We start from the raw sequence: 12,042 nt of genomic DNA, 5'->3' as shown, positions 1-12,042 counted from the left end.
CGGTTCACGGCATGGGTGAAAACTCCCGCTTCAGGCACTTCAGCGCGAACGACGACCGGCTGTGCCTGATGCCGGGTACCTTGTAGAGCCGCTCCCGCAGAAACCGCTCGTAGCCGGCCGTGCCGTCCACCGCGACCTTGATGAAGTAATCGTACTCGCCGGTGGTCAGATAGGCTTCGAGCACCTCCGGAAGTTCGGCGAGGGCTTCGCCGAACTTCTGGATCTCGTCCTCGTCGTGCCGGTCCAGCGTCACCTCGATGATGACCGTGTCGCCCAGCCCCAACTTGGCCTGGTTGAGCACTGCCACGTAGTTCTCGATGAAGCCGGCTTCCTCCAGCCGGCGCGCCCGCGTCCAGCAGGGGCTCGGGGAAAGCCCGACCATCTCCGCCAGTTCATTGTTGGTGAGGCGCGCCTGCTTGCGCAGCGCCCGCAGGATGCGGCGGTCGATGTCGTCGAGGTCCCGGACCTTCTGCATGGATCGGCCTTTCGCCCGAGGGCAGGGCTAATGTCGAAAGACTTGTTTGGGAATTTAACGCATACCAGATGATCATTCTGGAAATACGCCGCCGCGACCAAAGAACGGGAGAAAATTTCCCGGCCATACCGGTAACATCTGCCGTCTGTGATGAGCGCGGGGGAGGGTGTGGCCATGGCATATCGGCTCCGTCTGGAGGTTCACGGCGTGGAGGCGGCCATTCGTGCCCTTGACCTGCTTCACCGGCTCGACGTGGCCATGCTAGAGCTCGAAACCGCACGGCGGGACGACGGCTTCCTGGTCCATCTGAGCTACGAGGCGACGGGCCAGGACGCGGCGCGGCACATCGCCGTGCGCATCGGCCAGATCGTCGGCGTGAAGACCGTCGAACTGGTGCCCTTCCCGCCGCGCGACGATGCGCTGCCTCCGGCCGCCGCTCCGACGGCTGCCCTGTCCGCCCGCTGCTGATCGCCGCATCGCCCGAGGGACGTACGGACCGGCATCGCGCGCAATCTGCCCCGGCTGGTGCTCTATCTCCCCAAGCCCGCCCGCCGGCCCGCCGACGCGCCGGACTTCGGCGCCCTCGACATTCCCGAAGCCGGCGCCCTGCCGCGGCCGGACATCTCGGTGGCGGCGACGGGCCACCTCGCCTTCGGCCTCATCCGCGCCGGCCAGCCCGGCATCGAGACCATTCTGGTGGACGAAGGCCGGCTCGGCGGGACCTGCCTGCAGCGCGGTTGCCCTCCAAGGCTCTGATCGAAGTGGCCGGGCGCTTCGCCCATCTCACCGCCGCCGGCAGCGATCCCGCCGGCATCCGCGCAGCAGGCCGCCGCGCTTCGGCGGCGCCCGTCACGTGGGTTTGCAGATGCCCTGGTCCAAGGCGCGCAAACACATGCCGGCGTCCGAGGCCTGTGGCGTGTGGGTGATTTTCCTGAGGGCCTCAAGCGTGGCCCGCGCGGCCTCTGGCGCCACCGCGAGGGTGGACTTCGCGGCCCGCAAGCGCACTTCCAGATTGGGATGCTGAAGCAGTGGCACGAGGGCGCTGCGCTTGTCGCCGGGCATGGCTTTGAGCCGTTTCCTCGCCTCGTCCATCTGCCCGTAGAGCTTGTTGAAGCGCCTGCTGTCGAAGTCGATATTCGCCTCTTCCTGGTCGAGCGCGATCGCGACGAACAGTTCCACGAGCTCCTCCACACTTGAATTAGGTGGAATGCGGGATTTCATGGCTTGAGAATTCCCTCTTTGATCAGCCTTTCTCGACCTATGCGCACGCGCGTGTGCCAGTCCTTTCCGCGCAGAAAGTCGCGGGGGGATTGGCCGCCGAAATCCCTGTTCCGCGTCGCATACCATCTGGTGATCTCCCAATGCTTGAGGCGGGAGATCCGCACCCGGTTCTCCGGCGCCTCGATCATCTCGTCCGGGAAGCCGTCCGCCCGGGCGGGGCTCTGCTCGACGATATGATGCACATCCGTGCCCGGCTGGGGGGTGGAAACGGCGCTCTGCAACCAGAAACTGAGGGGATCGAAGCTGCGCACACGACCTGACGCAGGGGCGGCCTTTCGGCACGCAAAAAAAATCGGCGCCCTTGCTCTCGGGCGCCGATCTATCCCCTGCCGCGACGGGTGTCCCTACCGTCCCTCGCGCACCCAGGTGGCGGCGAGCGCGCCGAGCAGGAGCAGCAGGCCGGAGAGGCCCGCGAACAGGGGGAACAGGCCGATGCCGCGCACCACCGACACGTCGCGGGTACGCAGCCCCATCCAGTCCTCGCCGGCGAGGCGCTCGCCCGAGGAGACGCGCACCACCCGCGGCACCGTGCCGGAGAGGTCCGCGAGCCGCCACACCCCGCCGCCGGTGGCCGCGGCGATGGGCGCCACCACGTCGCGGGTGCTGGTGACCTCGGCGAACTCCTTCGGGTTCAGCGGTCCGATATTGGCGAGTGCGGTGAAGCGCCCGTTGGCCGCGCGCCACAGGCCCAGCTCGTCGGCCGGCGTGGTGGCGCGCCACAGGCCGGGCTCGGCCTGCGCGAGGGTGAGGGTGCGCACCGCGCCGGACGGCGTGGTGACGGTGGCGGCGGGCACGGTGTCGCCCATGGTCTGGCGCTCCACCACCAGGTCGCGGCCCTGGACGGTGAGCCTGAGGCGCTCCTCCTCCAGGTCCGGCTCCTTCATCAGCCAGTGGGACAGGCGCCGCAGCAGGTCGATGTGCGGGCCGCCGCCCTCATAGCCGCGCGCCCACAGCCAGATGTGGTCGGACAGCAGCAGCGCCACGCGCCCCTCGCCTACGCGGTCGATCTGCAGCACCGACTTGTCGCCCGGCGCGCCGAGCAGGCTGGTGCCCGAGCGGGCCTTGGTGTCGATCACCCGGAAGAAGCGGCTCCAGTGGGGCGGGTCGCTCTCCGAGCCGGGAAGCGCGCGCGTCACGGGGTGGCGCTTGCCGGGGTCGGTCAGGCGCGCATGATAGGGCGCGAGCGTCTGCTCGCCGGACGGCACGGAGGGCAGGATCTCGTCCAGCGGCGTGTTGGCGAGCGAGCCGGTGTCGATGAAGTCGGTGCCCGCCGCCACCAGCACCGCGCCGCCGGCGCGCACATAGCGCACGATGTTGTCGAAATAGACCTGCGGCAGCACGCCCTGCTGGGCGTAGCGGTCGAAGATGATGAGGTCGAAATCCTTGATCTTGGTCTGGAACAGCTCGCGCGTCGGGAAGGCGATGAGCGAGAGTTCGTTGATGGGCGTGCCGTCCTGCTTCTCCGGCGGGCGCAGGATGGTGAAGTGGACGAGGTCCACGTTGGCGTCGCTCTTGAGCAGGTTGCGCCAGGTGCGCTCGCCGGCGTTCGGCTCGCCGGAGACCAGCAGCACCTTCAGCTTGTCGCGCACGCCGTCGATCGAGACGGCGGTGCGGTTGTTGACCAGGGTCAGCTCGCCGTCGAGCGGCGGCACCTCGAACTCGACGATGTTGGCGCCCGCATGGGTCACGGCCACGTCGATGGAGGTGCTCTGGCCGGCGGTGACGATGGGGCGGGCGATCACCTCGCCGTCGCGCCGCACGGTCACGCCCACGCGGGCACCGGCGGGGGCGCCCTCGTCGGTGACGCGGAAGGTGATGGACTGGTTCTGCCCGACGATGCCGAAGCGCGGTGTCTTCTCCAGCGCGATGCGGCGGTCGCGCTCGCCCGGGCGGCCGGAGATCAGCGCATGGACCGGGGCCGTGAAGCCGAGCTGCGCGGCGGTGTCCGGCACGTCGTGGACGCGTCCGTCGGTGATCAGCACGGCGCCGGCCACCCGCTCGGGCGGCACGTCGGCGAGGCCGGCCGAAAGGGCGGAGAACAGGCGCGTGCCGTCCTGGTCGCCGTCGCCCGCATCGGCGACGATGGTGCGCACTTCCAGGCCCGGCACCCGGTCGAGCCGCTCCTTCAGCGCCGCGCGGGCGGCCTCGGTCTGGGCGGTGCGGTCGCCGAACGACTGGCTGGCGCTCTCGTCCACCACCACCGCCACCACGGAGGTGAGCGGCTCGCGCTCCTCGCGGGTGAGGGACGGGTTGGCGAGCGCGATCAGCCCCACCGCCAGCGCGAGCGCGCGCAGCACGCTGCCGCGGGTGCGGGAGAACAGCAGCAGTCCGGCGAGCAGCGCGGCGACGACGGCAAGGCCGATCAGCAGCGTCAGCGGCACCAGAGGGGAGAAGGCGAGGCCATAGCTCATGAGGCGGAAACCGGGATGCGGGCGCTCATTGGCCGAGGCGCTCCAGGAGGGCGGGCACGTGCACCTGGTCGGCCTTGTAGTTGCCGGTGAGCACGTACATCACCATGTTGGCGCCGGCGCGGAAGGCGAAGTCGCGTTGGCGCGGCTCGCCGGGAGTGAGCGGCAGCAGCGCCTCGCCGCCCTTGCCCACGGCCCAGGCGCCAGCGAGGTCGTTGGACGTGATGATGACCGGCGAGACGCCGTCGCCGGCGCGCGCCGGGCGGTCGCTCTCGTCGCCCTGGGGCAGCGCCTCCACCCAGGTGGTGCCGCCGGTGAAGCGGCCGGGGAAGTCCTTCAGCAGATAGAACGCCTTGGTGAGCACGTGCTCGCGCGGCACCGGCGCCAGCTCGGGAATGTCGAGGCCGGAGAGGATGGCGCGCAGCTTGGCGGCCGCCGGCGTCAGCGGCGAGCCGGGGCCGCCGGTGCTCTCGATGGCGTCGCGGGTGTCGAAGATCACCGTGCCGCCCTGCTTCATGTAGGCGTCCACCTTGGCGAGCGTCGCCGGCGGCGGCACCGGCGCGTCGGCGAGCACCGGCCAGTAGATCAGCGGGAAGAAGGAGAGCTCGTCCTTGGCAAGGTCGATGCCCATGGCCGCGCCGGGCTGGAGCGCGGTGCGCTGGCCGAGATAGGCGGACAGCCCGTCGAGGCCGGCGCGGGAGATGTCGTCCACGTCGCTCCGGCCGGTGGTCACATAGGCAAGATGGGTCTGGCGCGTGGCGGTGACGGCGAAGGTATCGTCCGCCCGCGCCGTCTGCGGCAGGAGCGCGGCGCCGAGCGCCGCCGCGCCGATGAGGAGGGCGAGGCCGGCGGCGGCCGCGGGCCGGCGGCCGCGCAGGCGCGAAAGGCCGCCGGAGAGGTAGAGCACCGCCAGCGCGTCGAGCAGCAGCAGCACCATGGCGGCGAGCAGCACCGCGCCGCGCAGGTCGCGCGGCTCGCTCTCCTTGAGTTGCTCCACGCGCCCGCCGAGCGCCGAAAGGTCGAGCGCCTTCGGCCGGTCGTCGGGCCTGAGCGCATTGATCGCCAGGAGCCCGTCCGGCGGACCGTAGAAGCCGGGCGGGTGCTCGGCGCTGGCGCTGCCGGCGAAGTTGGCGGGGATCGCCCGCGCCGTCGGCCCGGCCGGGCGGAAGGCGCCGAAGCCGTCGAGCAGCCGCGCCGGGGCGAGGCTGGACGCCTCGGTGCGCAGGCCGGCGCGGCCGGTCTCTGCGGGCGCGCCGTCGGCGGCCGGGGGCGGGGCGTCGGAGAGCGCGATGACCTGGCGCAGCATGTCCACGAAGGTGCCTGAAAGCGGAAGGTTCGACCAGGAGGTGTCGGCGGTGACGTGGAACAAAGCGAGCGTCCCCTTGCCGATGCGGGTGCCGGTGACGAGCGGCGTGCCGTCCGCGAGCGTCGCCCAGGTGCGTTCTCCGAGCAGGCCGTCCGGCTCGGCGAGCACCTGGCGGTTGATGGTCACGTCCGAGGGGATCTTGAGGTCGCGGAACGGGCCTTCCGGGGTGACCGCGCCGAGCGGCTGGGGCGTGTCCCAGGAGAGCGAGCCGCCGAGCACCCGTCCGCCGCGCCGCAGCTTCACCGGCAGGAGATCGTCCTGCGCATTGGCGAGCCGCGCGCCGGCGAAGCGCACCAGCACGCCGCCCTCCTCCACGAAGCGCGTGAGGCGCGCGCGGGTGGCGGCGGGGATGGTGCCCACGTCCGTGAGGATCAGCACCGGCAGGCGCTGGTCGAGGAAGGTGTTGATGTTGTCGGTGGCCGAGCCGGTCTCCGCCACCTTGAGGTCGGCATAGGGGCCGAGCGCGCGCGAGAGGTAGTAGGTCGGCGCGAGCAGCGGCTGGCCGGTGTCGGTGGTGGTGCCGGAGACGATGCCGACCGTGCGGCGGCGCCAGCGCTTGTCCACAAGCTGCACCGCGCCGGCCGAGCGTTCGGCGACGATCTCCAGCCGGGCGATCTCGTTGCGAATCTCCACCGGCAATGCGAAGCGCGCCTCGGTCTCGCTGGCGCCGTCGGGCAAAGTGAAGGCGGTCTCGCCCAGCGAGAGGCCGCGCATGTCCCGTGCCTCCACGCGTCCGGCGCGGGGCGGGCCGCCGGCGGGGCGCAGCACCTTCACGGTGAGCGCGTCGGCGGCATTCTCGGTGGCGGCGAGCGCCAGGGAAGCGGGAACGCCGCCGCTCACCACCAGCGGCGCGCGGTCCCGCAGGGGCGCGATGGCGGCGGCAAGGTCGGCATCGGCGCCGAGATCCACGCCGTCCGAAAGGAAGACGAGCCCCGCCTCGGCATTCGCGTCCAGCACCCGGGCGGCGAGCGCGAAGGCCTCGGCGCGGGCCGGCGCATAGGGCACCGGATCGAGCGAGCGCAGGCGGTCGCGCGCGGCGGCGGGGGCGAGCAAAGTCGGCTCCTTCGGCACGTCGCCGGTGGGGATGAGGGCGACGCCGCGCCCGTCGCGCTCCGCCTCGTCGATGAAGGCGTCGGCGGCGGCCTTGCGCTGCGCCCAGCTCTGGGCGGCGGGCCAGCCCTGGTCGATCACCATCACCAGCGGGCCGCTGCGGGAGGGATCGGTGGCGGGCGGGTTCCAGATCGGGCCCGCGGCGGCGAGGATCACCAGCGCCGCCAGCAGCAGGCGCAGAAGGGTGAGCCACCACGGCGTCTTGGCCGCGCTCTCCTCCTTCGGCTTGATGTCGAACAGCAGCGCGGTGGGCGGGAACGCCACCTTGTGCGGGCGCGGCGGCACCACGCGCAGCAGGTACCACAGCAGCGGCAGCCCGATGAGCGCGGCGAGGATGAGCGGCGAGGCGAAGGCGAGCGGCAGGCCGAACATCAGGCGCGCCCTCCGGTTCGGGCAGGCGCGGGCCGGGGTGCGGGGCGGGCGGCGTCCGTCATTCGGCTGCCTCCGTCCGCGCGCCATGCGCGAAGCCGGGCGCAGCGCCGGTGCCGCCGGCACCCATGCGCATGTGGAGGGCGAGCAGCAGATCGCTCGCCGGCCGGTCGGTGCGGTGGACGAGGAAGGTCCAGCCCGCGCGCTGGGCGGCGGCGCGGATGCGCGCGCGGTGCTCGACGAGCTTCAGGTCGTATTCGGCGCGCCAGCTCTCGGCGCGGCCCACGGTGAGGCGTCCGCCGCCTTCCGGCTCCTCGAACTCGATGCGGCCGGAGAAGGGGAAGGTCTCCTCGGACGGGTCGACGATCTGCACCACATGTCCGTGCGCGCCCGAGGCGGCGAGGTCGTGGATGCGCGCCGCGATCTCGGCAGCTGGGCTCCAGAAGTCGCCGAGCAGCACGATCTCCGACATGGGAGAGGGGCCGAAGGCGGGCGGCAGGCTCGCCGGCAGCTCGGGCGCGAGGATCACCGCCTCGGCCATGCGCTCGACGATGCGGCGGTTGGCGGAGGGGCGCATCAGCTCGGGCACGCCCACCCGCTCTCCGCCCTTCACCAGCAGGTCCGCGAGGGCGAACGCGATGACCAGCGCCCGCTCGCGCTTGGGCGGCAGCTTGTGGGTGGCATAGCTCATGGAGGCGGAGAGATCGGGCCAGATCCACACCGTGTGGGCGGCCTCCCATTCACGCTCGCGCACATAGAGATGGTCGTCGCGCGCCGAGCGGCGCCAGTCGACACGCGCCGCGGGCTCGCCGTCGACGAAGCGGCGATACTGCCAGAAGTTCTCGCCCATGCCCGAGCGCCGCCGCCCGTGCAAGCCGTGCTGCACGTTGGACGCGATGCGGCGCGCCTCCAGCACCAGCCGGGGCATGGCGGCCACCAGCTCCGATGCGGACTGGGCGGCGGTCTCGACTGCAGTGCGGGCCTGGTCTGTCACGATCGCCGCGTCCTCACCCGAGCCGTTCGGTGAGGCGCTTGACGATGCGCGCCACGCTCTCGCCTTCCGCGCGGGCGGCGAAGGTGAGCGCCATCCGGTGCTTCAGGACCGGCTCGGCCAGGGCCACCACGTCGTCCAGCGAGGGGGCGAAGCGCCCGTCCAGCAGCGCGCGGGCGCGCACCGCCAGCATCAAGGCCTGCGAGGCGCGCGGGCCGGGGCCCCAGGAGATGAAGCGCTGCTCGGGGCCTTCGGCGGAGGGACGGGCGGAGCGCACCAGGGTCAGGATCGCCTCCACCACGCTCTCGCCCACCGGCAGGCGGCGCACCAGGCGCTGGGCGGCGAGCAGGTCCTCGACGCTCATGGCGGCGCGCGGCTTCTGCTCCTCCGCGCCGGTGGTCTCGAACAGGATGCGCCGCTCGGCGTCCCGGTCGGGATAGTCCACGTCGATCTCCATCAGGAAGCGGTCGAGCTGGGCTTCGGGGAGCGGATAGGTGCCTTCCTGCTCCAGCGGGTTCTGGGTCGCGAGCACATGGAAGGGCTTGGGCAGGTCGTGGCGCTCGCCGGCGACGGTGACGTGGTATTCCTGCATCGCCTGGAGCAGCGCCGACTGGGTGCGCGGCGAGGCGCGGTTGATCTCGTCCGCCATCAGCAATTGCGCGAAGATCGGGCCGCGGATGAAGCGGAAGGCGCGCTTGCCGCTGGCGCTTTCCTCCAGAACCTCGGCGCCGAGGATGTCGGAGGGCATCAAATCGGGGGTGAACTGAACGCGCCTCGCATCGAGCCCGAGCACCGTGCCCATGGTCTCCACCAGCTTGGTCTTGGCAAGGCCAGGCACGCCTACCAGCAGCGCGTGGCCGCCGGCGAGAATGGTGATGAGCGCCTGCTCCACCACCGTCTCCTGGCCGAAGATGACCGAGGAAATGGCAGTCCGCGCCGCCCGCACATGGGCGCCGGCCGCTTCCGCATTGCGGACGATCATCTGGTCGAGGTCGAACGTCTCGCTGGCTGACGACATCTACGCTTCTCCGTCTCCCGGACAGGCTCGCCGCCAAAAGCGGCAAGAAAAGGCCCCGGAGGATGACCCCCGCCTTCGAGCCTTGCAAAGGTCGCGCCAGCCGGAATGGGAGCTTACGATAAGATGGCGCCGCGTCGAGGCCCTGCGAAGGCGACGGCGGGACACTTTACTCACGTCATCGCGAGGAGGCCCCATGAGTGGTTCCGACGAGGCCGCGCCACCGCCCGCACCGGCCGCCGCAGGCGGGCGGCTCGACGCGCTGCTGTCGGCGGTGCGCGCGGCCGGCGGCCGGGGTCCGGCCCCGGTGGAGCTGTGGGATCCGCCCGATTGCGGCGACATGGACATGCGCATCGCCGCCGACGGCACGTGGTTCTATGGCGGTACGCCGATCGGCCGGCCGGCTTTGGTGCGGCTGTTTGCCTCGGTGCTGACCCGCGAGGGGGCGCGCTTCGTGCTCAAGACCCCTGCCGAGAAGATCGGCATCACGGTGGAGGACGCGCCCTTCCTCGCCGTGGACATGGCGCAGGAGGAGGGCGAAAGCGGGCCGGTCCTGGTGTTCCGCACCAATCTCGACGACCTCGTGCGCTGCGGTCCCGGCCACGACCTGCGCTTCGTGCCGGGGGCGCAGGCGGGCGAGGTTATCCCCTATATTCACGTGCGGCGCGGGCTCGACGCACGGCTGACGCGGGCGCTGGCCTTCGACCTCGCGGCGCTGGGAGAGGTGCGCGATCAGGCCGGGACGCCTATGTTCGGGGTCGCCTCGTCCGGCGAGTTCTACCCCATGCTGCCCGCGAGCGCGGTCGGCCTTTGAGCCATGCGGCCCTTGAGGAATGATGAGCGAACCCTTCATGCCCGGTGAGCGCCGGACCGAGGACGAGGCCGGCACGGCATCGGCCGCGGCTGCCGTGCCGCCCGCCGGCGGCGCCTTCAGCCTGCAGGATTTCCTGGATCGCGCCGCGCGCGGGCTTCGGCCGGCCCCGCCGGATTTCTTCACGCTCGACGCCTATCCGGCGGTGAACGGCGACCATGCGCTCTCGCCCGAATGGCACGGCGAGCCGCCGAAGCGCACGCCACGCCATGCCGCCGTTCTGGTGCCGGTGATCGCCCGGCCCGAGCCCTCGATCCTCCTGACGCTGCGCTCGGCGCATTTGTCCACCCATGCGGGCCAGATCGCCTTTCCCGGCGGCCGGGTCGATCCGGAGGACAAGGACGAGGTGGATGCCGCCTTGCGCGAGGCGCGCGAGGAGGTGGGGCTCGACAGCGCGCTGGTGCGCCCGCTAGGCTTTCTCGACGGCTATCTCTCGCGCACCGATTTCTGGATTGTGCCGGTGGTGGGGCTGGTCGATCCCGGCTTCGCGCTCACGCTCAATCCGCACGAGGTGGACGAGGCGTTCGAGGTGCCGCTGTCCTTCCTTATGACGCCGGGCAACCACGAGCGGCAGGCGCGCGAATGGCGTGGCACGCTGCGGCATTTCTATGCCATGCCCTATGAGGGCCGCTTCATCTGGGGCGCCACTGCCGGCATGCTGCGCAACCTCTATGAGCGGGTCTACGGCCCATGATCCGATCCGTCCTGATCGAGCTGGCGCTGTTCCTGGCGCCCTTCGTCCTCTATGGCGCGCTGATGCTGGCGACGCGCGGCTCGCTGGTGCCGGAGAACTGGTCGGTGCGGGCGCTGGCGCTGTGCTCGGTGGCGGCGATCGCGCTGATGGTGGTCGGGCTGTTCGTGTTCGAGCACGGCCGCAGCGCCGAGGCGGGCAAGCGCTACGTGCCGGCCGAGATGCGCGACGGGCAGTTCGTGCCGGGCCATTTCGAATGACCGGCCGGCCGCTCGCCGGTGCCGCCTTCTGGGGCCAGCCCGGCCTCCTCGACCTTCTTGCGCTGCTGAACCGCGACGGCGAGGAGGCGCGCGTGGTCGGCGGGGCGGTGCGCAACGCCTTGCTGGGGCAGGAGGTTTCCGACGTGGACATCGCCACCACCGCGCTGCCGGAGGTGGTGAGCGCGCGGGCGCGGGCGGCAGGGCTCAAGGCGGTGCCGACCGGCATCGCCCACGGCACGGTGACGGTGGTCGCGGGCGAGCACGCCTTCGAGGTCACGACCCTGCGGGAGGACACCGAGACCGACGGGCGGCGGGCGGTGGTGCGCTTCGGCCGCTCCTGGACCCATGACGCGGAGCGGCGCGACTTCACCATCAATGCACTCTACGCCACGGCCGAGGGCGAGGTGATCGATTTGGTGGACGGCCGCGCCGATCTCGCGCGCCGCCGGGTGCGCTTCATCGGCGATGCGGATGCGCGGATTCGCGAGGATTATCTGAGGGTTCTGCGGCTCTTCCGGTTCCACGCCTTCTATGGCGAAGGGGCGGTGGACGGGGAGGCGCTGGGGGCGGCGGTGCGGGCGCGGGCGGGGCTGCTCGGGCTGTCGCGGGAGCGGGTGCGGGCGGAACTGCTGAAGCTGCTCCTGGCCCCGCGGGCGGCGCCGACGCTGGCGGTCATGAGCGATTGCGGGCTGATCCAGCCGCTGCTGGCGGGCCTCGCCGATGCCGGACTTTTCGCCCGCCTCGTCGCCGCCGAGGCGCGGCACGGCGTGCCGCCCGATGCGGTGCGCCGGCTCGCGGCGCTGGCGCTGCGGGGGCCGGACGACGCCGAGCGCCTGCGGGAAAAGCTGAGACTTTCCAATGCGGAAGCCCGCCGCCTCGCGGCCGTGTTCCCGCCGCTGCCCGGTCCCGCCGATGCCGCTGCCGCGCGCCGGCTGATCTATCAGGCGGAGGCCGAGACGGCGCTCGACCGGGCGCTCCTCGGCGAGGCGCGATGGGGTTTCGATGCGGCCGCGGTGGTGGCGACGACGCGCAATTGGATACCGCCGCGCCTGCCGGTGAAGGCGGAGGACCTGATGGCGCGGGGGCTGAAGGGCCCGGCGCTCGGCAAGGCGCTGGAAAGGGTCGAGCAGTCCTGGATCAAGGCGGATTTTCCCGAAAGTCCCGCGCAAATCCACGCATTGGTGGCCCAGGCGCTGGGCGCCTGA

Annotated in this window: 13 protein-coding genes; 6 read left to right on the top strand and 7 right to left on the bottom strand. The window is 71.7% G+C overall.

Going from position 1 to position 12,042, the window contains the following annotated elements:
• Nucleotides 1–4 precede the first annotated feature (4 nt).
• Nucleotides 5–475: an Lrp/AsnC family transcriptional regulator gene (locus D9R14_RS15595; RefSeq protein ID WP_121624266.1), complete on the bottom strand. Its 471-nt coding sequence runs from the start codon at nucleotides 473–475 to the stop codon at nucleotides 5–7.
• 174 nt (nucleotides 476–649) lie between these two features.
• On the opposite strand from D9R14_RS15595, the gene D9R14_RS15590 reads away from it, so the two are divergent.
• Together D9R14_RS15590 and D9R14_RS23645 are read left to right on the top strand one after the other, a co-directional pair.
• Nucleotides 650–943, top strand: coding sequence for a hypothetical protein (locus D9R14_RS15590; RefSeq protein ID WP_121624265.1), 294 nt, complete (start codon nucleotides 650–652; stop codon nucleotides 941–943).
• A gap of 57 nt (nucleotides 944–1,000) precedes the next feature.
• On the top strand, nucleotides 1,001–1,231 hold the full coding sequence (locus tag D9R14_RS23645) for a hypothetical protein (protein ID WP_394010516.1): 231 nt from the start codon (nucleotides 1,001–1,003) through the stop codon (nucleotides 1,229–1,231).
• 93 nt (nucleotides 1,232–1,324) lie between these two features.
• Here the strand turns inward: D9R14_RS23645 and D9R14_RS15580 are convergent, their stop codons facing one another.
• The 6 genes from D9R14_RS15580 to D9R14_RS15555 all read right to left on the bottom strand — a co-directional run bounded on the left by D9R14_RS15580 (nucleotide 1,325) and on the right by D9R14_RS15555 (nucleotide 9,018).
• A complete protein-coding gene (locus tag D9R14_RS15580; protein ID WP_245420830.1) occupies nucleotides 1,325–1,654 on the bottom strand; it encodes a DUF2019 domain-containing protein in 330 nt (109 codons plus the stop codon).
• A gap of 38 nt (nucleotides 1,655–1,692) precedes the next feature.
• A complete protein-coding gene (locus D9R14_RS15575; RefSeq protein ID WP_121624263.1) occupies nucleotides 1,693–2,007 on the bottom strand; it encodes a hypothetical protein in 315 nt (104 codons plus the stop codon).
• 93 nt (nucleotides 2,008–2,100) lie between these two features.
• Nucleotides 2,101–4,167 (bottom strand): hypothetical protein, encoded by a 2,067-nt coding sequence (locus D9R14_RS15570; RefSeq protein ID WP_121624262.1) that lies wholly within the window; start codon nucleotides 4,165–4,167, stop codon nucleotides 2,101–2,103.
• 25 nt (nucleotides 4,168–4,192) lie between these two features.
• The gene (locus D9R14_RS15565; protein ID WP_121624261.1) at nucleotides 4,193–7,012 is read right to left on the bottom strand and encodes a DUF4159 domain-containing protein; all 2,820 of its coding nucleotides are present in this window, start codon (nucleotides 7,010–7,012) and stop codon (nucleotides 4,193–4,195) included.
• A 58-nt stretch (nucleotides 7,013–7,070) separates the two neighbouring features.
• Entirely contained in the window at nucleotides 7,071–8,003 is a 933-nt protein-coding gene (locus D9R14_RS15560) for a DUF58 domain-containing protein (RefSeq protein ID WP_245420829.1), read from the bottom strand.
• Nucleotides 8,004–8,016: 13 nt separating this feature from the next.
• Complete coding sequence (locus D9R14_RS15555; protein ID WP_121624260.1) at nucleotides 8,017–9,018, bottom strand: AAA family ATPase; 1,002 nt, start codon at nucleotides 9,016–9,018, stop codon at nucleotides 8,017–8,019.
• A gap of 193 nt (nucleotides 9,019–9,211) precedes the next feature.
• Between D9R14_RS15555 and D9R14_RS15550 the strand changes: the two genes are divergently transcribed.
• The 4 genes from D9R14_RS15550 to D9R14_RS15535 are packed head-to-tail and all read left to right on the top strand — an operon-like array spanning nucleotide 9,212 to nucleotide 12,042.
• Nucleotides 9,212–9,829, top strand: coding sequence for a DUF1285 domain-containing protein (locus D9R14_RS15550; RefSeq protein WP_121624259.1), 618 nt, complete (start codon nucleotides 9,212–9,214; stop codon nucleotides 9,827–9,829).
• 22 nt (nucleotides 9,830–9,851) lie between these two features.
• Nucleotides 9,852–10,580: a CoA pyrophosphatase gene (locus tag D9R14_RS15545; RefSeq protein ID WP_245420828.1), complete on the top strand. Its 729-nt coding sequence runs from the start codon at nucleotides 9,852–9,854 to the stop codon at nucleotides 10,578–10,580.
• Complete coding sequence (locus D9R14_RS15540) at nucleotides 10,577–10,837, top strand: DUF6111 family protein (RefSeq protein WP_121624258.1); 261 nt, start codon at nucleotides 10,577–10,579, stop codon at nucleotides 10,835–10,837. The genes D9R14_RS15545 and D9R14_RS15540 overlap by 4 nt, the downstream gene beginning before the upstream one ends.
• The gene (locus D9R14_RS15535; protein ID WP_121624257.1) at nucleotides 10,834–12,042 is read left to right on the top strand and encodes a CCA tRNA nucleotidyltransferase; all 1,209 of its coding nucleotides are present in this window, start codon (nucleotides 10,834–10,836) and stop codon (nucleotides 12,040–12,042) included. The genes D9R14_RS15540 and D9R14_RS15535 overlap by 4 nt, the downstream gene beginning before the upstream one ends.

The organism is Xanthobacter tagetidis, assembly GCF_003667445.1.
GTDB lineage: Bacteria > Pseudomonadota > Alphaproteobacteria > Rhizobiales > Xanthobacteraceae > Xanthobacter > Xanthobacter tagetidis.
This window is presented reverse-complemented; position numbering and strand designations above follow the sequence as displayed.